This is a genomic window from Pelagicoccus sp. SDUM812005 (genome assembly GCF_031127875.1).
GTDB lineage: Bacteria > Verrucomicrobiota > Verrucomicrobiia > Opitutales > Opitutaceae > Pelagicoccus.
This window is the reverse complement of record NZ_JARXIA010000013.1, coordinates 107,083-128,439: the sequence shown is the minus strand read 5'-3', so window position 1 is coordinate 128,439 and position 21,357 is coordinate 107,083. Positions and strand designations below refer to the sequence as shown.

Below are 21,357 nucleotides of genomic sequence, written 5' to 3'. Positions count from 1 at the left end.
GTTGGGGGGATGTTTACTCGTCGAAGAGGTCGATGCCGATGGAGATGCCGAAGTCGTCTTCGCGGCGGTCGCCGTCGTAGATGCGGAGCTCGTACTTGAGGCCGTAGGCGTCGAGGGCTCGCTGCATGATGCCGATGCGTTGCTCGTAGAAAACGCCGGTTTGGTCGTCGTAGCGGGTGGTGGCGTAGAGCTTGAGATTTTCTGAGAACTGGTATTCGAGATGGGCGTAGTACTGCTCGAGGCGGAGGTTGGTGTACTCGGGCCAGCTGCGGCCGTAGTTGGGCCAGGTTTGCCAGGAGTAGAGAGGATTGAGGCTGTTGAGGTTGGCGGTGGCTAGGTTGGAGGTGCCGTCGAGGAAGTGGGAGCCGAAGGTAACTTTCCAGTAGCCTTCGTCTTGGATGGAGACGCGCGGGTTGAATTCTTGGACGGAGAGGCCGTCTTCCGGGTCGAGGCGGGTGAAGAGGCCGAGCTCGAGCCAAGGGGCGGGGGTGAGTTCGATGTCGAAGTTCAGCAGGGAGTAATATTCTTCGGCGTATTCGGAGCCTGGCAGGTAGTAGTCGGCGGAGAGGTCGAAGCGGGCGAGGTCGCGGGAACCGCCGTTTTTCTGGCGAGTTTGTATCCGGTTTCTCACTTCGAAGCGCAACTTGTGGTCTTCGCGGATGTTGTCGGAGTCGCGGCGATCGAGCAGGTCGATGTTGGGGAGGTAACTAGCGAAGGCTCCGTTGTCGGCGTAGAGCATGCTTTGGCCGAGGGGCGGGCCGTAGATGGCGTAGAGGGGCTGGTCCGGGATGGCTAGGCTGCTGTCGTAGCTGAGCTCGGGGACGTAGCGGTAGGAGATGCGGGGTTCGATGATGTGGCGGATGCCGTCGATGTTCCAAGTCTCGTTCTTGAAGTCGAAGGTGGCGCTTGCCTTGAAGTTGAGGTCGGCTCCGATTTCGCCGTAGGCCTTGGAGCCGCTGGTTTTTCCCCATGCGGCTACGGTGTTGTCGGTGTCGTTGAGCTCGTGGCGGACGTAGTAGGTTTCGGCGTCTTCGTAGCGGAGGCCGCGGGCTCCGGCGGTGAGGCGAAGCTGGACGCCGTCGGCTAGGGTGTGGTTCCAGTCGAGGCTGTAGGCGGCGTCGAGCTTGGTGCTGTTGAGGGTGAGGTCGTTGTCGTCGGTTTTTTGCAGGGCGGCGGCGGAGAGAAATCCGCGGTGGCTGAAGCCGTGGCCGAGGTTGGTGGGGAAGTAGGTGAAGCGAACTTCGGGGAGGCGTTCGACTTGGCTCTGGAATTCGCCGAGGGCGGCGCGGGCGAAGAGGGAGAGTTGCCAGTTGTCCGCGTTGTAGTTGGCTTCCAGATACGAGTCTGGGTCTTGCATGCGGTCGAAGGAGTCTTCGTAGAAGTCGCGGGTGACTTCGGAGTCGGACCAGTAGCGGGCGTAGGCGGAGATGTTGGCTCGGTTGTCGGCCCACATTTGCTGGTGGCGCCATTCGGCGAAGTAGCGGTCCGAATCGATGAGCTCGCCGTTGACGTCGAGGCCAGGTTCGCCCTGGTCGTTGATGTATCCAGAAATCAAGGCGCCGTTGGCGGTGTAGCTTTCGCTTTCGAAGGAGTAGGAGGCGGCGGGGCCGGCGAGGATGCCGCGTTTGGAGCTGAGGGCGACGTTTCCGCCGAGGCGGATATGGTCGGTGACGGGTACGAGGGCTTCGGCTCCCACGAGGGCGCCGATGTGGCCGCTGTAGTCGAGGGTGGGCTTGAAGAGGTTGGTTTCGGCGTCGAGCGGCTGGGTGATATTGGGAATGAGCAGGAAGGGTACGGCGCCGACTTTGAAGAAGAGGCGTTTGCCGCGGATCTCGTTTTGGTCGACGATGGCGAGTTCGCCGGCGCGGGCCACGAAGAGGAAGGTGCCCGGCTCGCCGGGGTAGAAGTTGATGTCCTCGAAGCGGAAGTTGTCGGGGTTGCCTTCGAGGAGGGAGCCGTCGACGTAGTAGAGTCCGTTTCCGGCCCGGAAGTTTTGGGCGCGGGCGAACTCTTCCTTCGGCTTGTAGGTGAGGGCGTCGGCGACGAGGCGGAGGTCGGTACGGGAGAAGACGACGTTTCCGGAGGCGGAGGCGTCGCCGGATTCCTGGTTGAAGCGGATGGTGTCGGCGGAGAGCAGCCATTCGCCGTACTGGATCTGGGCGCCGTCGGTGGCCACGACTTCGCCGGTCTTCTGGTCGTAGGTGAGCGGCCCGCTCGGAATGAGCTCGATGTCTTGGGCGCGCAGCGAGGTGGCGAAGGCGGCCAGGGTGGCGGCGGCCAAGGTGAGGCGTGGGAGGTGGCGAATGAGCTCGATCATCGTATCAGGTTTGAAGGCTGTCTAATAAGGGAGGAGGAGTGGTGGCTGGCAAGGTCCAAGACGAGGAGCTTTGGGACGGCGGGGAGGGGAATCGGTTCCGTCATTGGACAAGCGGGAGATAGGCGGCTATGTTGGCGGACAGCTTGCTGATTATCACAAGCTTGGACCGGTTTTGCCTTGTCTATTCGAGACAGGGCTGGCATCGGGTTCGAGAGTCAATCGCCACATTCTTTGGCCAGTTTTATGTACACTTCGAAGCAGGATCTAAAACGGTTTGTCGACGCGAAGGTCGGCACGCCTCACGATATTTTAGGGATGCACCCTTTCCAAAAGGGCAAGAAGCGCGGCATCTTGGTGCGGGCGTTTCTCAGTGGGGTAGATAAGTGCGAAGTCGTCGACGCCGGTACCGAGGCGGGGCCGCGCTACCCGATGGAGAAGGTCGACGAGAGCGGTTTCTTCGAGGTGTTGATCGAGGATCGCGACATGGTTTTCCCGTATCGCTTGCGGGCGGAGCAACGCAATCGCGAGATCCGCCAGTTCTACGATCCGTATTCGTTTTTGCCGACGGTGGGCGATTCGGACCTGTACCTTTTCAACCAAGGAAACGAGCACCGCATCTACGAAAAGCTGGGGGCCCATCCGAAGACGGTGAACGGGATTCCCGGGGTGTCGTTCGCGGTGTGGGCGCCGAATGCGGAACGGGTTTCGCTGGTAGGCGTATTCAACGATTGGGACGGTCGCTACCATCCGATGCGTTCCTTGGGGGCGAGCGGCGTTTGGGAGCTCTTCGTTCCCGGTCTGGAGCCGGGCGAGGTCTACAAGTTCGAGCTGCGGGCCAAGAATGGCGACGTCTTCTTGAAGACCGATCCGTATGGCTGCTACTTCGAAGCGCCGCCCAACAATGCCTCCATCGTTTTCGATCATTCTTCCTATGCTTGGAACGACCAGGCTTGGATGGCCAAGCGGGTCAACCATCAGGCGCTCGAGCAGCCGATGAGCATCTACGAGGTGCACCTTGCCTCTTGGAAGCGCCGCTGGGAGGAGGACAATCGTCCGTTGACCTACAAGGAGCTTGCGGTCGAGCTGGCGGACTACGTGATCGAGCACGGCTTCACGCACATCGAGCTGATGCCGGTGGCGGAGCATCCTTTCGACGGATCCTGGGGGTATCAAGTAACCGGATACTACGCGCCGACTCATCGCTTCGGCACGCCGGACGACTTCAAGGCTTTCGTCGACTACATGCACCAGCGGGAGATCGGGGTAATCCTCGACTGGGTACCGGCCCACTTCCCGCGCGACACCTTTGCCTTGCCCGGCTTCGATGGGACCTGTCTCTACGAGCACGAGGATCCGCGCCTGGGCGCTCACATGGACTGGGGGACTTTGATCTTCAACTTCGGTCGCCATGAGGTGAAGAGCTTCCTGGTCGCCAACGCTTTGAGCTGGCTGGACCGCTATCACATCGACGGTCTGCGCGTGGACGCGGTCGCTTCCATGCTCTATCTCGACTACTCTCGCGAGGAAGGGCAGTGGATTCCCAACCAGTACGGCGGCAACGAGAATTTGGAGGCGATCGCCTTCTTGCGGGAAACCAACGATCTCGTGCACAAGTATTACCCGGGCACGCTGATGATCGCGGAAGAGTCGACTTCGTTTGGCGGTGTGACCAAGTCGCCGGCGGAAGGCGGGCTCGGTTTTGACCTGAAGTGGAACATGGGCTGGATGCACGACAACATGTCCTACTTCGAGAAGGACCCGATCTACCGCAAGCATCACCAGAACAACCTGACTTTTGGCATGCTTTACCAGTATGCGGAGAAGTTCGTGACGGTTTTCTCCCATGACGAAGTGACTCATGGGAAGGGCTCGATGCTCATGAAGATGGGAGCGGGCTCGATCACGGACAAGTCGCGTACGCTGCGTTCCCTCTACGGTCACATGTGGGGCTACCCAGGCAAGAAGCTGCTCTTCATGGGAAGCGAGTTCGGCCAATCCGAGGAGTGGAACTACGACAAGAGCTTGCAGTGGCACCTCAACGAGTTCTCCGACCACCACGGGATCGCATCGCTGGTGCGGGACCTGAACCGAGTCTACAAGTCCGAGCCGGCCTTGGCGTTGACTGACTTCGACGACAAGAGCTTCCGTTGGATCGCCTGTTGGGATGCGGATTCGAGCATGATCAGCTACGTGCGCACCTCTCCGGATGGTCGCAGCAAGATCTTGGTGATCGGCCACTTCACCCCGATGACGCGGGAGAAGTATCGCATCGGCCTGCCGTCCGCAGGACACTGGCGTGAGATTTTGAATACGGATTCGTCCTTCTATGGCGGTTCCAATATCGGCAACGTGAACGGAGTGAATTCGGAACCGGTGGAGTACGATAGCTTCCCTCAATCCGGCGAGTTCACGATTCCGCCGCTTTCTACCTTGTTTTTCAAGTGGGAGGGGTAGGTTCTCAAGGATCCGGCCCTGTCGCGTATTTCGTGATGGGGATCTGCGGCAGCGGCAAGTCGACGATCGCGATCGAGATCGCGAAGGCGAAGCATATCGAGATGTTGGATGCGGACGATTTCCATCCGCAAAGCAACGTCGACAAGATGAGCGCCGGCATTCCTTTGACCGACGAGGACCGGGCTGGCTGGCTGGAGGTCTTGAACGCCGAGCTCCGCTCTCGTCTGGAGAAGGGCGATTCGGTGGTGCTGGCTTGCAGCGCCCTGAAGCAGCGGTATCGCGATGCGTTGGAGGCGGGCTTGCCGGGCGCGAGTTGGCTCTACCTGAAGGGGGATCGGGACACGATACTCGAGCGGGTGGGGCAGCGGAAGGACCATTTCATGCCGACGAGCTTGGTGGATTCGCAGCTCGAGGCTTTGGAAGAGCCGGAGGACGCGGTCGTAGTGGATATTCGACTACCGATCGAAGAGATCGTAGCGAAAGCCTTGGCGGAACTTTAGAAAATTTCTAGGGGGCGGTTTCGCATTGCTAGCGCTTCGTAATCGTCCAGAACGGAAGGAATGAGAAAGTTCTTCCTCGTCGTTTTTTCCGTTTTTTCCCTGCTTTTCGTTGCCGCCATCGTGCTCGGTTTTTTCCTTTCGAAGGAGTTTACGGTTTCGCGCTCGATCGTGGTGCAGGCTTCTCCTGAGAAAGTGTATTCGCTGGTCGGCGACTTGGAGCAGTGGCCGGTTTGGGGACCGTGGAAGGATGCGGACGAGGCCTTGCAAGTGACGCTTGGCGAACAGACCAAGGGTGTGGGCGCTTCGCAGAGTTGGGTCGGAACGGATGGGGACGGACGCTTGGTGTTTACGGAAGCGGATCCGGAGAGGGGAGTTACCTTCGATCTTTTGTTCAACGAGGACGCCTTTGCGAATACCTCGTCGATCACCTATGACAAGAGCCCGAACGGGCTGGTGGTGACCTGGCAGATGGCGGGCGAGGTGCCGGCTCCGGTAGTGGGCGGTTACTTGGCTTGGATGATGCCGGACATGATCGCTCCGATGTTCGACCACGGCTTGGCTAAGCTGAAAGCTGCGGCGGAAGCGGCGGAAGGGTAGCCTAGGCGTAGGAGAGCCAGTAGCTGATCCCTGCGTGCGCGACCAGCAGGGCGGGCACGCCGTAGCGGAACTTCGGCTTGGAGGTCTTGTGGTTGAAGACGACCATGCCGAGCAGGGCTCCGGGCGATGCTGCCAGGGCGGAGGAGACCAGCAGGGCTTTTTCCGAGATGCGGCTGCGGCTCGCCTTGGCAAAGAGCTTGTCGATTCCGAAGAGGAGGAAAGCGAGCAGGTTCAGCGCGGCGAAGAGGATAATCAGTTGGTTCGGGTTGGGCATGGTTGCTTCTTGAGGGTAACTTGGCGGAGTGGTTGTGGTTTTGGAAGAGCGATTTTATTATGGAGTCGCAAGGGGGATTTGTTTTTTCTCCGCCCCTTTTCCCCAGAAAACGATCATGCAAACGAATACAATTCAGACCATTTGGCACAGCGAATCCTGGAACGGTGAACCGATCGCCCTCGCCGGAGATATTGGCGGCACGAACGCGAATATGGCGCTGGTCAAGGTGGCTGAGGGGAAGTTCGAGATTTTGCTGGAGACGGTGGTTCCTAGCGCGGAGGTGGATTCCATCCTGCCGTCGATTCGACTGCTTCTGGAAACTGCGGCGAAGAAGTTTCCCGAGATCAAGGTTTCGGTTGCCGGCATCAGCGGCGCGGGGCCGATCTCGAAAAACCGCTGCGACCTTTCGAACTTGGACTGGGACCTGGACGGGACCGAGATCGAGATGGCTTTCGGTTTTCCTACCAAGATTATCAACGATTTCGAGGCGATCAGCTATGGCGTGCCTTTGCTGGACCTGAACAATCCCGAGGAGGTCACGCACTTGCCGCACACGGATGGCGGCGATCCGGAGCCGATCGGATCGGTGAGCTTGATAGTCGGGGCGGGCACGGGGCTCGGCGTGGGAATGCTGGTGAAGGACGGGGATCGCTATCGCGCCCTCCCGTCCGAAGGCGGCCACGCCTGTTTCGCGGCCTTCGACTTGGAGACGGAGGAGTTGCGGACCCATGCCCAGGGCGCGGCGAATACGATCGTGGAGATTGAAGACCTGCTTTCCGGGCGCGGGCTGAATACGATCCTCGATTACTTCATCGTGAGGCGGGGCATGAAGGTGGACGAAACGCTGGCCAAGATCTTGGATGCGGAGCCCTTGCAGCGTCCGGCCTTGATTTCCCGCCACGCGGAAAACCATCCGGTTTGCCGCGACGTGATTCGCCTGTTCGTGAAGGTATACGGCCGAGTGGCTGCGGATTTCTCGGCGACGGTGCTGCCGCGACGCGGGCTTTTCCTGGCCGGGGGCATTGTGGGCAAGAACGAGCGTCACTTCTTGGACGGCAGCCAGTTCATCTATTTTTTCGAGCAGAATGCCCGCGAGCAGGTGAAGCAGGTGCTGCGAAAGATCCCGGTTTACATCGTTAAGGACTACTCGATTTCCCTGGTCGGCGCTGCCCATGCGGCTTGGTTGCTCAAGGACGAGTTGGCGTAGGCGACTGGGGGCCGAGCGCGAATGGCGCCGGGTGAACTGGCGTATGGATCCTAGGGGTCGAGGAAGGGCCCCATCAAGGAAACCCTGATCTCGCGTAAAGCGAAAAGGGGCAGATTGACTCGCCTGCTGGAAGGCGTTCACATCTTTTTTACGAGTTGGAATCTACCGCTCGCAAGAGAGACCGAACGAAATGAGCATCTTCCTATACGCATACACATTGGCTGACGCTCCTCATGATCTTGAGGACCTGACGGGCGTGGAGGGGCGCAACCTCTTCATGGTGACCGTGGGGAAGGTTTCGGCGGTGGTGAGCGCCTACGGTCAGAAGACCTTGACGCTTTGCGGGGACGATATTTTTGCCCACCAGCACGTGCAGCGCTTGTTGATGTCGCAGGCTTCGATCATCCCGCTGCAGTACGGCCTGACGCTCTCGAGCTTGGCTCAGGTGGAGCGGGTGCTTTCCAACAACGAAGCGATCCTCGAGAAGGAGCTGACTCGCATCTACCGCAAGGTGGAGATGGAAGTGACGATGCGTTTCGACGTGCCCGACCTGCTTGATCACTTGATCGAGAAGTATCCATACCTTCGCGACGAGAAGGGCAAGGTGCTGAACGGGCGCTTGCTTTACTTCCTCGGCGACCGGGCCAAGAAGGGGGAAAAATTCACTCGGACCTTGGCCAAGGAGAAGGAAATCTACAAGAGCCAGCTACAGGAGATGATCGGTCCTTGGTGCGCGGAAATCCGCGAGAGCCGCTTGCCTTGCTCGGAGGAAGACGTGGTCACGTTTAACTGCTTGGTTAATCGGGAACGCCTACGGGTATTCGAAAAGTCGATCTACGATGCCGGGGATCACTTCGCTCCGCATTTCAGCTTTTCGTACAATGGACCTTGGGCGCCGCAGAATTTCTGCAGCCAAACCATGATATCCTACAAGTAAGGGACTGCGTCCCGCTGCGGGGCGATCCAGTTTGGGTTGTGGGATTCGGACCCTCGTTCATTCCTCGAGGGTAATGAAGGACGCCTGCCGCTAGCGCTTCAGGGCGAGCGCGGAGCGATGTCGAGAAACTGCGCTTTTCGGTATAGGGTATTTCTTAGGTGAAACCTAGGGTCGCTAAAATGTAACATAGATAGCTCTCAAGAGGGTGGCCGTGGGAGTCGAGGTGTGGGGCTCCAGCGGATTGCTAGGCTCGTAGGGCTAGGTCCGTTCGGAAGAACAGCAACCGATAAGCAAACCCATACGATGAGTTTAAAGTTCAGAATTTTCCTAGGTTTCCTAGGGTGTGTCCTTTTAGTTTTGGTCCTCTCCGCTTTTGCGGTGGTGACCATTGGCCGACTATCTGGCGAGATGGAGCTAGGAAAGGACCGGGTGGTCGCGAATCTTCGCAAGGATGCGGCTTTGGTGGGGAAGGCGAACCAGATCGTTTCGATTTCCCGTAGGATCCAGACGATGAAATCGTTTTCCGCCTTGGAGCGCTTCGATTCCGAAGCGGAGTTGGCAAGAGTCTTAGGGGAGGAAGCGGGGCCAGAGAATGGTTTGCCGGAGAATATTCGAGTCCAGGTCGGCCAGTTGCACCTTGCGAGAAGGAACTATTTGGAGTTGATGGAGGCGCTTCCGAGGGAGTTGGACGAGATCGATGCGACTTGCTCCCAGCTTTATGGCAGCTTCCGTGGCCGCTTGGCGGCTATGCCGGATTCCAGCTTGGACGTTTCGAAGCGGGCCCTCGCGAGCGGTGCTCTCACGCGCTTGGCCTACGCGGGGGCGAAAATCGTCTCCGAGGCGCAGCGTACGGTAGCCCTGTCGCATGACGACGGGGCCTTTGGCCGATTCGAGGAGCGAGTGATGGCAGCGATCGTGGAAGCGCAAGATGGCTTTTCGGTTTTGGAGGAAAGCTTGGCCGGCAGCACTGCGGGAGAAGCGATCGCGGAAGACGCGTTTGAGAAGTTCGGAGGGATCTTTCTTGGATTTGTGGACGAGGAAGGGCTATCGCAGCTTCTCGAGCAGTTGTCGATCAAGGCGAATTCTGTCGATGCAGCGTCGCAGAATCTGCATGCATCCATTTCGCTGATACAAGAAGGCTCGATCGATCGATCTCAGGAGATGGTCTTTGACTTGGAAGCGCAATTGGAAGGAATCGTTGCTCGGGCTTGGTCGGGCCGCTCCACCATCCTTTGGATCTGCGGGGTTGCGGTGGTTTTGTCTATTGTGATGGGAGTTTGGATACCGAGATCGATCAATCGACGTTTGCTCTCCGCCTCGGGAAAGATGTCAGAAGTGACGGCGGCGTTGAGCGCTTCTTCGGTGCAAGTGCAGTCGGCCAGCGGCGTCTTTGCGGCAGGGGCCGAACAGCAGGCCGCCAGCTTGGAGGAAACGTTTAGCTTTTTGCAGGACATTTCCAATCGTTCGACCGAGAACATCGGCAATGCGGACAAGACCGTGTCGGCCACTCGCTTAGCTCGCGAAACGGCCGAGGATGGAGTGGCCGAGATTTCTGAATTGGAAAGCGCCATGGGGCGCATCCAGCAGAGCAGCGCGGAGACCGCTGACATAATTGGAACGATCGAGAACATCGCCTTCCAGACCAACTTGCTCGCCCTGAATGCGGCGGTCGAGGCGGCCCGAGCGGGAAATGCGGGGGCGGGCTTTGCAGTCGTCGCCGACGAGGTCAGGAGCTTGGCCCAGCGCGTGTCGAAAGCGGCTCAGGAAACGGGGACCAAGATCGAGCAAGCGATCGAGAACTCGGAGCGCGGGGCTCGGATATCGGTGCGGGCTCGGGAACGGTTGGAGGAGATCGTGTCGAGGATCAGGGAGGCGGACAGCTACGTGGAGGTTATTGCGGAAGCGACTTCGCAGCAGTCTGCAGGCATCGCCCAGACCACGGAGTCGATGCGGCAGATGGATGACGTGGGGCGTAGCACGGCTCACAGCGCCCAGCAAACGGCCGAGGCGGCGGATTCGCTCGACAGGCAGTCCTTGCGATTGCGAAACGCGGTGGACGAGTTGAACGCTTTGCTGAGCGGAGGGAAAGCGAAGGACGAAAGCGTCGCGCTAAGCGGTCCCTTCGATCGGCCGCAGCTTGCCGCGGGCGGGCGGACGACTCGCGCAGGCGCGGACTGGAGCGTTCACGCGGTATCGCGCAACTAGGAGCTCGGCGTTTCGCTTTCTTCGCGCCAGCGTCGGTGGTACCAGAAGTATTGCTCGGGGCGTTCCGCGACGACTTTTCCTAGCTCTTCGTTGTAGGTTTTGACCACCGCGATCTTCTGTTCGTTGGTCGAGTCGCATGCGGGGACGGGGAGCTCGGAGATGTTTACGGTGTGGGAACCATCCGCTTCGCGGTGTCCTGACATCATGAATACAGGAACCTTGTACTTGACGGAAAACGATCCGGGGAGCGGGAGGGTGGAGGCGTTTTTGCCGAGAAAGGGGACGACGATGCCGCCGGCTCCGGCGTGTTGGTCTGCAACCATGACGACGGCCCGTCCAGCCTGCAGCTTTTCGAGGATGGATTTGATGGCGGTGCGTCCTTTGGTGATGAACTCCACGCGGTCGCCTGGTATCTTGTGGATGAATTCGTCGACCTTGGCGTTGTGTTGCTTGCCGACGAGCAGGGAGAGGGGCACGTCGCGCATGGCGATGGCGGCGAAGTAGATGGCCCAAGCTCCGAAGTGTCCGGTGAGCAGGATGGCTCCGTTTCCGCGGTTGAGCGCGTCGCTCAGGAGTTCGAGGTTTTTGATGGAGACGAGTTGGGGCAGCCTATCGCGGTCCTTGATGCCGTAGCGGATGAATTCGGCGATGGTGCGTCCGAAGTTCTTGGCCGCTTGCTTGCCGATTCGCTTTAGTTCGGCCTGGCTTGCGGTGGGGCGGGCGTTGGCGATGTTCGAGAGTACGAGCTCGCGGCGCATGCCGATGGTCCAGCCGAACCAACCGACACTGGCTCCCAGGCTGAGGGCCCAAGACCGGGGAAGGATGCAGATGAAGCGAGCGAGGCAGACGAGGGCCAGGTACTGTATCTTGTGGGAAAGTCGCATTGGGAATTTCCGGCAACAATGCTCCTAATGCGGCGCTGGGCAAGCGACTAAGCGTCGTAGAGGGCAGTCGGCCCCGAACTCGACCTTTGGAAGGTAAAGCGTCCGATGGAGTCGGCTATATCGCTGATGAGGGCTGGCTTGGCGAGGTAGTCGTCCATGCCGGCCTTTTCGATTTCCAGCAGCGCTTCCGGCTCGGTGTTCGCGGTGAAGCCGACGATCCAGGGTTGTTGGCGTTGGCTGGGCAAGGTGTCGCGGATTTCGCGAGCGGCGGTAAGCCCGTCCTTGAGCGGCATGCGCACGTCCATGAAGACGATGTCGAAGTCGTTGTTTTTCACGAGCTCGCAGGCGATCTTTCCGTTGGAGGCGGTCTCGATATCGAGGCCGATGAGCTCCATGTGATGGATGAAGACGTTGCGGCTAAGTTCATTGTCCTCGGCGAGGAGGATTTTGAGCTTCCGCCACTTTTCGGTGGGATAGGAGGCGACGGGGCTTGTCGGATCGTAGTGAGGGGGCTCGCTGCTGTCCGCGTGCTTGAGGACTATGTTTCGCAGGTCTCGATGGCGTATTGGCAAAGTCAGTACTGCCGCTGCGGTCGTCTTGCGAATGAGGATGGAATGGTCGGCGTGGGCTACGAGTACGACGCGTTCGTAGCTGTCGAGGCGAGTGGCTTTCTCGACGGCTCGAAATTCGTCTTCGGAGAGAGCGGACGCAAGGGTCAGGTCTGCTGGGATGCTCTTGGCTTCCGCTTCGCTGAGCACGCGGCAGTTCCAGGCGCCGAGGGTTTCGGCGAGGGATTCCTCCAGGGCGAAGGGGAGATCCTTGAGCCGTACGGTGACGGGGCTCGCGACGTCGAGCGGTTTGGAAACGGGGGCGTTGAGGCTCTCGATACGGCGGATCGGGAGGGTGAGGTGGAAGGTGGCGCCTTTTCTCGGTTCGCTCTCGACCGTGATGTCCCCGCCCATGGCGAGGGCCAGCCGGTAGCTAATGGTGAGGCCAAGTCCGGTGCCGCCGAACTGGCGCGAGGTGCTGCGGTTGGCTTGGGTGAAGGACTCGAAAATGCTTTGGTGCTGGTGCTTGGGAATACCGATGCCGGTATCCTTGACGCTGATACGGATGCGTTCGCCACGGCTTCTGTCGGCGGGGATGTGTTCGGCTCGCAGGGTGACGGAGCCGCGTTCGGTGAACTTGAAAGCGTTGCTGAGGAGGTTGACCAGAATTTGGCGCAGGCGGGTGACGTCGCCTGAAATGTGGGAAGGAAGGGCGGGGTCGAAGTTGGTGCTGTAGACGAGGCGGTTGTTCTTCTTGGCCGCTGCGGAGATGTCCATGGCTTCCTCGATGCAGGAGACGAGGTCGAAGGGGGCGCTTTCCAATTCGAGGCGGTTGGCTTCGATCTTGGAGAAGTCCAGGATGTCGTTGATGAGGTCGAGCAGGTTGACGGCGCTTTTTTGGATGATCTCGATCTGTCGCGCTCGGTTGGGGTCGAGGTCCTCGGTTTGCAGGACGGAGCTCATGCCGATGATGGCGTTCATGGGGGTGCGGAGCTCGTGGCTCATGGTTGCTAGGAAGTCGCTCTTCGCTTCCAGGGCGTTCTCCGCTTTTTCGCGGGCGGTTACGAGCTTGGCGGTTCGGTCGGCCACGAGCTGCTCGAGGTTGCGGTTGGTCTCGTTGATGGCTTGGTCGCGCTGGCGGACGGTGGAGAGCATGAAGTTGATGCTGTCCACCAGCATGCCTATCTCGTCGTAGCCCTGCTTTTTGGCCCGAAGCTGGTAGTTGCGTTCTTCGGAGACGCGATGGGCGAGGTTGGCGAGGTCTTCGATAGGGCGGGTGATGAGAGGGAGGAGCCGTTTGGCGAGGAGGAGGGAGACTCCGAGGGATGCGAACAGGATGATGCTGTTGATGAGAAGGCTGGTCCCCAGTTGGCCGACGAGTTCCGAGGTGTCCGACTTCAGGTAGATGGATCCGATGACGACTCCGTTCAGCTCGATCTCTTGGAAATGGGAAAGGGAGGCGAGGGTGGCTTGCGTGCCGAATTGATCGCCGTAGGGAGGGATCTGGGAGTCGGGGTCTCGCTTGTATTGGGCGAAGACTTGGCCGTCGGTGGTGTAGACGGCAGCGGCGGTGATGTTTGGCTCGCTGCGGAGGGTGGAGAGGTGCTCTTGGGCGGTGATCTCGTCTTCGAAGCGCAGAGCCGCTACGGAGTTTCCGCTTAGGATGCCGGCGATGGATTTGAGCTTGTCGCTCTCGCGCTGCGAAACGAGCTGGAATTCCCGCAGGACGCTGGATCCGGTTATCAGTCCGAGAGAGAGTAGGCTGCTGGCGAGTACGATGAGCAGGATCTTGTTGGAGATCGATGCCTGCCAGAAGCGGCGTTTGAGGGATTTGGCGAGGCGGGTCATGGCAGCAAAAAGGCTACGCCAATGCCGCCAAGCGGGCGCGGTAAGCCTAGCTCCTTGAGAGCGCTGTTATTGGAGCTAGGCGTCCGAAATGAAATGGGTGATGGATTTAGCATTCTATTGCACTGAAGTGCATTGAATGGAGGAAGGGTGGGCTTGGGTCGAGAGATGGATTTCAATGAAGAACGTTTTGGGGTTAACCACTAGGACTGTCTCGTTGGGAACCCTTGAGGAAAAAGGCGCCTGCGAGTCGGGAGAGGTTTAGCCGCAGCCAAAAAAAGCCTGACTTTCAGGATATACTGAAAGTCAGGCTGAAAAGGTACCGTATAAGCGCGGACTATGCAAGCACTAGGAACTTGGCCTCGTGCCAACACGCGCCGTCGATCTTCGAGATGCCCGCCTTGGCGTTAGCGGCCATGTGGAGGGCGATCTTGTAGACGAGCTCGGTGGACTCGGGCTTGCCGAGCTTTTCGGCGATGGCGGGGGCGTCGAGGGCTTCGCCCTTGTTGGCCTCGAGGGTTTCGACGATGGCTTTACCGAGCTCGATGGCGATGCCGGCGGCCTTCTTGCCCGCTTCCACGCCTGGCTGGTGGTAGGCGTTGATGTTGGTGAGGGTGGCGTAGTAGCCGACGGCCCGCTCGTAGAGAGCGATGAGGTTGGCGACGGTGGTTTCGTTGATGTCGGCCACGGTGATGGTGATGGACTGGCGGTCCTTTTCGGCGAGCGCCTCGCGGGTGCCGAGGAGGAAGCCTTGCAGGTAGTCGCCTGCGGTGACGCCTGGCTCGACTTCGATGGAGGGGCCGTTGCGGTCCTTCAGCACTTCGATGAGGGTGGCGAAGAAGTTGGGCACGCCTTCGCGGAGCTGCTGCACGTAAGCGTGCTGGTCGGTGGAGCCTTTGTTCCCGTAAACGGCGATGCCTTGGTTGACGACATTGCCGTCGAGGTCGAACTCTTTGCCGAGCGACTCCATGATGAGCTGCTGCAGGTAGCGGGAGAAGAGGAGGAGGCGGTCCTTGTAGGGGAGGATGACCATGTCCTTCTCGCCTTTTCCGTTGGTTGCGAAGTACCAGGAGAGGGCGAGCAGGGCGGCTGGGTTTTCTTCGATCTCCTTGGCGCGGGTAACCTTGTCCATGGCGGCGGCGCCGTCGAGGAGGGCTTGGATGTCGATGCCTTGGAGGGCAGCGGCTACGAGGCCAACGGCGCAGAGCACGGAGGTGCGTCCGCCGACCCAGTCCCACATTTCGAAGCGTTCGAGCCAGCCTTCGGATACGGCGACCTTGTCGAGCTTGGAGTCGACGCCGGTGATGGCTACGGCGTGCTTGGCGAAATCGAGCCCCATGTCGGCGTAGGCCTTTTGGGCCTCCAGCATGCCGTTACGGGTTTCCGCGGTGCCGCCGGACTTGGAGATGACGAGGGAGAGGGTGTTGCCGAGTCGGTCGCCGATGGCGTTGAGGGCGAGGTCCATGCCGTCGGGATCGGTGTTATCGAAGAAATGGACCTGGGCCTTGTCTTCGCTAGGCACGCCGAGGGCGTGGGCGATGAATTGGGGGCCGAGGGCGGAGCCGCCGATGCCGATTACGAGAACGTCGGTGAAGGTGCCATTGGCGCCTTTGATCTCGCCGGAGTGTACCTTGGCGGCGAAGGCTTTGATCTGGGCGACGCTGGAGTTGATGGTGTTCTTCAGCTCGTCGGTGGGGGCGAGGTCGGCGTCGCGCAGCCAGTAGTGCCCGACCATGCGCTTTTCGTCGGGGTTGGCGATGGCGCCTTTTTCGAGGGCGTCCATGTCGGCGAAGGCCTTGGAGAAGGCTCCGCGTTGGCTGTCGATGTAGCCAGCTGGGAGGCCCAGGCGGCTGAGATCAAGAGAGAGCGACACTTCGGGAAAATCGAAGGTCAGTGCTTTGTAGGTGTCCCAAGACATAGTATGTGTGGTTTTCTCGTTTGAGATGAATGAAATTTCTGGCGTTTAAAAAGGAAAAGCCCGGGACGGCGCCCGGGCTCTACCTGAAAAAAACTGGCAGCGTCCGGGCGCCGGCCCGAACGAGTTAGCTCTATAGGTTCTTGTCGGTTACGCCGCCTTCGGAGGCGGAGGAGGCGAGGGCGGCGTACTTGCCGAGAACGCCGCGTCGTTCGCCCGGTCCCTTGGGAACGTAGGCGGCCATGCGGGCGTCGTACTCTTCCTGGGGGATGTTGAGCGAGATGGTGTTCTTGACGGCGTCGATTTCGATCTCGTCGCCGCTTTTGACGATGCCGATCGGTCCGCCGCAAGCGGCTTCGGGAGTGATGTGGCCGACGTCGAAACCGTGGGAGCCTCCGGAGAAGCGGCCGTCGGTGATGAGGGCGACTTCCTTGATGAGGCCGCGGCCTGCGACGGCCGAGGTGGGAGAGAGCATTTCGCGCATGCCGGGTCCGCCGACGGGGCCTTCGTTGCGGATCACGACTACGTCGCCCGCTACCACGTCGCCGCGGAGGATGCCCTGGAGGGAGTCTTCCTCGTTTTCGTACACCTTAGCGGTGCCCTTGAAGTAGAGGCCTTCCTTGCCGGTGATCTTGCCGACGGCGCCGGTGGGGGCGAGGTTTCCGCGAAGGACGCGCAGGTGGGAGGTTTCCTTGATGGGGTTGTCCCAGTCGCGGATGATGTCCTGGTCCTTCGGATACGGTTGCACGTCCTTGAGGTTTTCGGCGATGGTCTTGCCGGTGACGGTGATGCAGGATCCGTCGAGCAGTCCGCGGTCGAGCAGGATTTTCATCATCGGTTGGATGCCGCCGATGCGGATGAGGTGCGACATGTTGTACTTGCCGAAGGGCTTCACGTCGGCGAGGAGCGGGATCTGTTCGCCGAGGCGCGCGAAGTCGTCGATGCTGAGGTCGACGTCGGCTGCGTGGGCGATGGCCAGCAGGTGGAGAATGATGTTGGTGGAGCCGCCGAGGGCGATGCAGGTCTTGATCGCGTTTTCGAAGGCGGCCTTGGTCATGATGTCGCGCGGCTTGAGGTCGAGCTCGAGGAGCTTGGCGACTTGCTTGCCGGCGTTGAAGCAGTCGTCGCGCTTGTCCTTGCTGACCGCGAGCTGGGCGGAGGAGCCGGGGAGGGACATGCCGAGGGCTTCGATGGCGGTGGCCATGGAATTGGCCGTGTACATGCCGCCGCAGGAGCCGGCGCCGGGGATGGCCTTGCACTCGATTTCCTTGAGCTCTTCGCCGTCGATCTCGCCCTTGGCGTGGCGGCCGACCGCTTCGAAGATGGAGACGATGTCGATGGGCTTGTCCTTGTGGAGGCCGGGGAGGATGGATCCGCCGTAGACGAAAATGGAGGGGCGGTTGAGGCGGGCGAGGGCGATCATGCAGCCTGGCATGTTCTTGTCGCAGCCGCCGATGGCGACGACGCCGTCGATGCTTTCGCCCGCGACGACGGTTTCGATGGAGTCGGCGATGACTTCGCGGGAAACGAGGCTGTAGCGCATGCCCTTGGTTCCCATGGAGATGCCGTCGGAGATGGTGATGGTGGAGAAGTTGACGGGCTTAGCTCCGCCGGCGTCGGCGCCTTTGGTGGCGTGGGTGGCGAGCTCGTTGATGTGCATGTTGCACGGAGTGAGGTCGCTGCCGGTGGAGGCGATGCCGATCTGCGGCTTCTTGAAATCCTCGTCCGTGAAGCCCACGGCGCGGAGCATGGAGCGGGCGGGGGCGCGGTCGTTGCCGTCGACAAGCGCGGATGAGTGAGGGCGGTTTGTTTTTGGTTGGTCGCTCAAGGGGAGTTTTGGTTGAGAAAGTTTGATTTGCCTTCTTCCGCGTAGCCCGTAGCGGTCTCTGCAGAAAAAAGAGAACCTTTACATCAGAGGGCTGGATTGCGATCAAGTTATACTTTGGCCCAAATTCAGCGACGATTTTTCCTCCTTCCTTTCACCCATGGCATTCAGCTTAGACAGAGTTTTAAAAGCCCTCCTTTTTGGCGCGTCCGGACCTTTGAGCGTCAAGGACATCCAAGGCGTGTTCACGAAGTACCATGCGGCCCGGGAAGCTCCGGAAGGCGAGGAAGAGGAGGAGAACCCTGACTACGAAGAGCCCGAGCAGCCCTTTTTGCCAGGAGACGGGATGCCGACCACGGAAGTGCCGGACTTGGTGACCGCGACGCAGATTCGCGAATCGATGGACCGGATCGCGGCGGAGATGATCGAGAAGGACGAGGTTTATCGCCTGATCGAGCGCCCAAGCGGATTTTTGATGGTGACCTCTCCCACGGTGGGCGAATGGATCAGCCTACTGCGCGACGAGCCGCGGCCGATCAAGCTCAACCAGTCGGCTCTCGAGACCTTGGCGGTGATCGCCTACCGTCAGCCGGTGGTGCGGGCGGAGATCGAGAAGATCCGCGGCGTTTCGATCGACTCGCCTTTGAGCAAGCTGCTCGAGCGGGAGTTCGTGCAAGTGGTAGGCCGGGCGGATTTGCCGGGCCGTCCGATTCAATATGGAACCACGGAAGCGTTTCTGGAGTTCGTCGGGATCCGATCGATCGAAGAGCTGCCCGCTTCGGACGTTTTGTCGCCGGGGCAGTTGGACGAATGGTTGCACGAGGTCTCGAACCAGCAAGAGATGACCGAGAAGGAAATGGGCTTGCCGGAGGGAGACAAGAAGGACGAGGCCGGCGCTCAAGCGGAGTCTGAAGAGGACGAGGAATCCTCGGAGGCTACCGAAGCGGTTTCGAAAGAGTCGGACGCGGACGCTGTAGACGAGGTGGAAGCGGAGGAGGCCGTTCCCGAGGAGGACGCAGCGGCAGAAGCAGTCGAAGGTGCGTCCGCTGAAGAAGCCGACGAAGAATTGAAAGCGTCTGAAGAAGACGACGTTGAGGAAGAAGAATCGCCAACCGATTTGGAAGAAGAGTCCGAAGCGGCTGAAAAGCCTGCCGAGTAATATGGATCTGGATACGCTAAGAAAGAAGATCGACGAGATCGATCAAGAGGTTCTCAAGCTGCTCAACGAGCGGGTTCGCACAGCTGCTGAAATCGGGCACGTCAAGCGCCTGGAAGGTTCGCCGATTTATGTGGCGAGTCGCGAGGAGCAGGTGTTGCGCAAGCTTGGCAAGCTAAACCAGGGTCCGCTTAGCGACGAGGCGATCCGCGCCATCTACCGCGAGATCATGTCGGCGGCGATCGCTTTGGAGAAGCCGATGCGGATCGCGTATCTCGGTCCGGAGGCGACCTATACGCATCAAGCGGCGATCAAGAAGTTTGGAGCCAGCATCGACTACATCGCGGCTCCGGCGATTCCGGATGTGTTTCATTTGGTGGCGAAGGGCGAAGCGGATCACGGCGTGATCCCGATCGAAAATTCTACGGAAGGCGCGGTCTCGCATTCGATGGACATGTTTTTCGAGTCGGAGCTGAAGATCTGCGCCCAGATTTTCACGCCGATTTCGCATAGCTTGATCTCGCAGTCGCAGCCCAAGGACATCGAGCGCGTCTATTCGAAGGATCAGGCGATCGGGCAGTGTCGCAAGTGGTTGCATGCCCATCTTCCGAACGCGTCCTTGCAAGCTTGCGACAGTACGACGAAGGCGGTGCAGATCGCTAAGGAGGACCCGAAGGCGGCGGCGATCGCGTCGATCTTGGCGTCCGATCTTTATGGCGTTCCTGTAGTTGCGGAAGGAATACAGGATCGCCTGGACAATACGACTCGGTTTCTGGTGATCGGCAAGGAGTCGAGCGGATACGTGTCCGGCGTCGAGTTCAAGTCGAGCTTCCTGATTTCGGTGGACCACACGGTGGGCGCTTTGGAGAAGGCGCTTCGGGTGTTCTCGTCGCGCGGCTTGAACCTGAGCAAGATCGAGTCGCGTCCGAGCGGCAAGACGGCTTGGGAGTACTGTTTCTTCCTCGATGTGCTGGGTCATTTCGAAGAGGAGCCGGTGGCGGAAGCGGTCAAGGAGCTCAAGGAGTTTTGCCCCTTCGTCAAGTGGCTGGGAAGCTACCCGAACGCGAAGTAGGCGTCCGGATTTCGCAGGGGCAGGCTAGTTCGATGTTGTAGTCCCCTGCGGAATACACCATTTTCGAGCGCATGAAACAGCTCAGGGTTGGTGTTATTGGTGCCGGATCGAACACGCGCTTGCGTCATATCCCAGGATTTAAGGAGATCGAAGGCGTAAGCGTCGACGTGGTTTGCAACCGGAGCGAAGCGTCTTCGCGTTCGGTGGCGGATGCGTTCAATATCCCGCGCATCGCGTCGCACTGGAAGGAAGTGGTCGCGGACCCTGAGATCGACGCCATCTGCATCGGCACTTGGCCGTACCTGCACGCGGAGATCAGCATCGCCGCCTTGGAGGCGGGCAAGCATGTGCTGACGGAGGCTCGCATGGCCATGAATACGCAGGAAGGAGAGGCAATGGTGGAGGCTTCCTTGAATCGGCCGGATTTGGTGGCGCAGATCGTGCCGTCTCCGTTTACCCTGAAGTGGGATGCTACGATCAAGAAGATCTTGGCCTCCGGCGAGCTGGGCGACTTGCGGGAGATTTCCTTCAGTAAGGCCTTGGGCTTGAACGTGGACAGCGACGCACCGTTGAACTGGAGGCAGGATCGAAGCTTGAGCGGCAACAATACCTTGATGCTGGGAATTTACTACGAGGTGGTGCAGCGCTGGCTTGGCGAGGAGCCGGACCGTTTGCTGGCGAATGGCGCTGTATTCACCAAGCAACGACGCAAGGGAGCGGCTGGCGAACTCGTGGACGTAGAGATTCCGGAGACGATCGACGTGATCGCGGAATACGAGAGCGGCTTGCGTTTGCTGGGTCGCATGACGGGGCTCGAGTTGGGTTCCGGCAGCGACGGCTACGTGATCGCGGGCAGCAAGGGGACCTTGCGCCTGGATTTGAAGGCGGGGACTTTGAGCAAGACGTTGCTGGGCGGGAAGGAATCGGTGGTCGAACCGGCTGCGGAGGACGTCGCGGACTGGAACGTGGAAGCCGATTTCGTGAAGAGCATTCGCGAAGGGGCGCCGATCGAGCTTACGAATTTCGAGGACGGGCTGGCTTACATGCGCTTTACCGACGCGGCGATCAAGTCGCTGGCGGAAGACTCCGCTTGGGTAAGCCTCTAGGATCGTCGCGACTAGCGGTCGCTGTCGCCGTTTGAAAAGCAGCTCGGGGACGTTCTTGTTGAGCGGAGACGAGCTAGTTCTCCTCTTTCTCGCCGCTTAGTTCGGGAATGAGGTAGGGGTTGTCCACGTCTTCGGCGACTCCCATGTTTTCGGGAGTGGCATTGAAGTCGAAGCGTATGATGTCCACCGTGCTGCTGCTCAGCGATGGCTTCTTCAGGACGACGGAAAGTCGGATTTCTTCCAGCAGCTTCTTTTGGCGGCGGGCGTAGGTGAGGTCTTCGATCGGGCCGTAGAGGTAGGTGAGCAGCTCGTGCTTGTAGCGAATGTACCAGCCTTCGTCGGAGAGCCCGTATTGGGTGACGTCGATCCCGGGGTAGGTTTCCATGAACTTTTGCTTGGAGAAGCGGGCTCCGTCCGCGATGGCTTCGACGGGGTATACGATGACGCGTTCTTGCTGGGCTTGGGCGAAGCAGGAGGCTAGGAGCGCGATGCCGATTGCGAGAAGGGTTTTCATG

The 21,357-nt window shown here is 59.8% G+C and carries 16 protein-coding genes; 9 read left to right on the top strand and 7 right to left on the bottom strand.

Features of this window, described 5'->3' with window-relative positions; genetic code table 11:
* Nucleotides 1–13: 13 nt before the first annotated feature.
* Complete coding sequence (locus tag QEH57_RS15595) at nt 14–2,317, bottom strand: hypothetical protein (RefSeq protein WP_309007689.1); 2,304 nt, start codon at nt 2,315–2,317, stop codon at nt 14–16.
* A gap of 243 nt (nt 2,318–2,560) precedes the next feature.
* Here QEH57_RS15595 and glgB point away from each other — a divergent pair, with 243 nt between their 5' ends.
* From glgB to QEH57_RS15580, 3 genes are read left to right on the top strand one after another with little or no spacing between them, the layout of a single operon-like run.
* Nucleotides 2,561–4,771, top strand: a complete 2,211-nt coding sequence (glgB, locus tag QEH57_RS15590; RefSeq protein ID WP_309007688.1) for a 1,4-alpha-glucan branching protein GlgB — start codon at nt 2,561–2,563, stop codon at nt 4,769–4,771.
* A 35-nt stretch (nt 4,772–4,806) separates the two neighbouring features.
* Nucleotides 4,807–5,271 carry a gluconokinase gene (locus QEH57_RS15585; protein ID WP_309007732.1) on the top strand — a complete coding sequence of 155 codons (465 nt, stop codon included), beginning with the start codon at nt 4,807–4,809 and terminating at the stop codon, nt 5,269–5,271.
* Nucleotides 5,272–5,331: 60 nt separating this feature from the next.
* Entirely contained in the window at nt 5,332–5,868 is a 537-nt protein-coding gene (locus QEH57_RS15580; protein WP_309007687.1) for an SRPBCC family protein, read from the top strand.
* 1 nt (nt 5,869) lies between these two features.
* Here QEH57_RS15580 and QEH57_RS15575 read toward each other — a convergent pair whose 3' ends face one another.
* The gene (locus QEH57_RS15575) at nt 5,870–6,142 is read right to left on the bottom strand and encodes a DUF1294 domain-containing protein (RefSeq protein WP_309007686.1); all 273 of its coding nucleotides are present in this window, start codon (nt 6,140–6,142) and stop codon (nt 5,870–5,872) included.
* Nucleotides 6,143–6,257: 115 nt separating this feature from the next.
* Between QEH57_RS15575 and QEH57_RS15570 the strand changes: the two genes are divergently transcribed.
* The 3 genes from QEH57_RS15570 (at nt 6,258) to QEH57_RS15560 (ending at nt 10,491) form a co-directional block, all read left to right on the top strand.
* On the top strand, nt 6,258–7,349 hold the full coding sequence (locus QEH57_RS15570) for a glucokinase (protein WP_309007685.1): 1,092 nt from the start codon (nt 6,258–6,260) through the stop codon (nt 7,347–7,349).
* Nucleotides 7,350–7,539: 190 nt separating this feature from the next.
* Nucleotides 7,540–8,286 carry a GvpL/GvpF family gas vesicle protein gene (locus QEH57_RS15565; protein ID WP_309007684.1) on the top strand — a complete coding sequence of 249 codons (747 nt, stop codon included), beginning with the start codon at nt 7,540–7,542 and terminating at the stop codon, nt 8,284–8,286.
* A 408-nt stretch (nt 8,287–8,694) separates the two neighbouring features.
* On the top strand, nt 8,695–10,491 hold the full coding sequence (locus tag QEH57_RS15560) for a methyl-accepting chemotaxis protein (protein ID WP_309007683.1): 1,797 nt from the start codon (nt 8,695–8,697) through the stop codon (nt 10,489–10,491).
* On the opposite strand, the gene QEH57_RS15555 is transcribed toward QEH57_RS15560, so the two are convergent.
* From QEH57_RS15555 to ilvD, 4 genes are all read right to left on the bottom strand, one after another.
* Complete coding sequence (locus tag QEH57_RS15555; protein WP_309007682.1) at nt 10,488–11,375, bottom strand: hypothetical protein; 888 nt, start codon at nt 11,373–11,375, stop codon at nt 10,488–10,490. The two genes, QEH57_RS15560 and QEH57_RS15555, sit on opposite strands and share 4 nt — an antisense overlap.
* A 47-nt stretch (nt 11,376–11,422) precedes the next feature.
* The gene (locus QEH57_RS15550) at nt 11,423–13,771 is read right to left on the bottom strand and encodes an ATP-binding protein (RefSeq protein ID WP_309007681.1); all 2,349 of its coding nucleotides are present in this window, start codon (nt 13,769–13,771) and stop codon (nt 11,423–11,425) included.
* Nucleotides 13,772–14,105: 334 nt separating this feature from the next.
* Entirely contained in the window at nt 14,106–15,686 is a 1,581-nt protein-coding gene (locus QEH57_RS15545; protein WP_309007680.1) for a glucose-6-phosphate isomerase, read from the bottom strand.
* A gap of 130 nt (nt 15,687–15,816) precedes the next feature.
* Complete coding sequence (gene ilvD, locus QEH57_RS15540) at nt 15,817–17,511, bottom strand: dihydroxy-acid dehydratase (protein ID WP_309007678.1); 1,695 nt, start codon at nt 17,509–17,511, stop codon at nt 15,817–15,819.
* A gap of 157 nt (nt 17,512–17,668) precedes the next feature.
* On the opposite strand from ilvD, the gene scpB reads away from it, so the two are divergent.
* The 3 genes from scpB (at nt 17,669) to QEH57_RS15525 (ending at nt 20,842) form a co-directional block, all read left to right on the top strand.
* The gene (gene scpB / locus QEH57_RS15535; RefSeq protein WP_309007677.1) at nt 17,669–18,667 is read left to right on the top strand and encodes an SMC-Scp complex subunit ScpB; all 999 of its coding nucleotides are present in this window, start codon (nt 17,669–17,671) and stop codon (nt 18,665–18,667) included.
* A 1-nt stretch (nt 18,668) separates the two neighbouring features.
* Nucleotides 18,669–19,736: a prephenate dehydratase gene (gene pheA, locus QEH57_RS15530; protein WP_309007676.1), complete on the top strand. Its 1,068-nt coding sequence runs from the start codon at nt 18,669–18,671 to the stop codon at nt 19,734–19,736.
* 71 nt (nt 19,737–19,807) lie between these two features.
* Nucleotides 19,808–20,842: a Gfo/Idh/MocA family oxidoreductase gene (locus QEH57_RS15525; protein ID WP_309007675.1), complete on the top strand. Its 1,035-nt coding sequence runs from the start codon at nt 19,808–19,810 to the stop codon at nt 20,840–20,842.
* Nucleotides 20,843–20,915: 73 nt separating this feature from the next.
* On the opposite strand, the gene QEH57_RS15520 is transcribed toward QEH57_RS15525, so the two are convergent.
* The gene (locus tag QEH57_RS15520; protein ID WP_309007674.1) at nt 20,916–21,356 is read right to left on the bottom strand and encodes a hypothetical protein; all 441 of its coding nucleotides are present in this window, start codon (nt 21,354–21,356) and stop codon (nt 20,916–20,918) included.
* Nucleotide 21,357: the final 1 nt, after the last annotated feature.

Coding starts and splice junctions, on each gene's coding strand:
- QEH57_RS15525 (WP_309007675.1), top strand. CDS start 19,808: ATGAAACAGCTCAGGGTTGGTGTTATTGGTGCCGGATCGAACACGCGC.
- QEH57_RS15545 (WP_309007680.1), bottom strand. CDS start 15,686: ATGTCTTGGGACACCTACAAAGCACTGACCTTCGATTTTCCCGAAGTG.
- QEH57_RS15580 (WP_309007687.1), top strand. CDS start 5,332: ATGAGAAAGTTCTTCCTCGTCGTTTTTTCCGTTTTTTCCCTGCTTTTC.
- scpB (WP_309007677.1), top strand. CDS start 17,669: ATGGCATTCAGCTTAGACAGAGTTTTAAAAGCCCTCCTTTTTGGCGCG.
- QEH57_RS15560 (WP_309007683.1), top strand. CDS start 8,695: ATGGAGCTAGGAAAGGACCGGGTGGTCGCGAATCTTCGCAAGGATGCG.
- QEH57_RS15555 (WP_309007682.1), bottom strand. CDS start 11,375: ATGCGACTTTCCCACAAGATACAGTACCTGGCCCTCGTCTGCCTCGCT.
- QEH57_RS15575 (WP_309007686.1), bottom strand. CDS start 6,142: ATGCCCAACCCGAACCAACTGATTATCCTCTTCGCCGCGCTGAACCTG.
- glgB (WP_309007688.1), top strand. CDS start 2,561: ATGTACACTTCGAAGCAGGATCTAAAACGGTTTGTCGACGCGAAGGTC.
- QEH57_RS15585 (WP_309007732.1), top strand. CDS start 4,807: ATGGGGATCTGCGGCAGCGGCAAGTCGACGATCGCGATCGAGATCGCG.
- pheA (WP_309007676.1), top strand. CDS start 18,669: ATGGATCTGGATACGCTAAGAAAGAAGATCGACGAGATCGATCAAGAG.
- QEH57_RS15550 (WP_309007681.1), bottom strand. CDS start 13,771: ATGACCCGCCTCGCCAAATCCCTCAAACGCCGCTTCTGGCAGGCATCG.
- QEH57_RS15570 (WP_309007685.1), top strand. CDS start 6,258: ATGCAAACGAATACAATTCAGACCATTTGGCACAGCGAATCCTGGAAC.
- QEH57_RS15520 (WP_309007674.1), bottom strand. CDS start 21,356: ATGAAAACCCTTCTCGCAATCGGCATCGCGCTCCTAGCCTCCTGCTTC.
- QEH57_RS15595 (WP_309007689.1), bottom strand. CDS start 2,317: ATGATCGAGCTCATTCGCCACCTCCCACGCCTCACCTTGGCCGCCGCC.
- QEH57_RS15565 (WP_309007684.1), top strand. CDS start 7,540: ATGAGCATCTTCCTATACGCATACACATTGGCTGACGCTCCTCATGAT.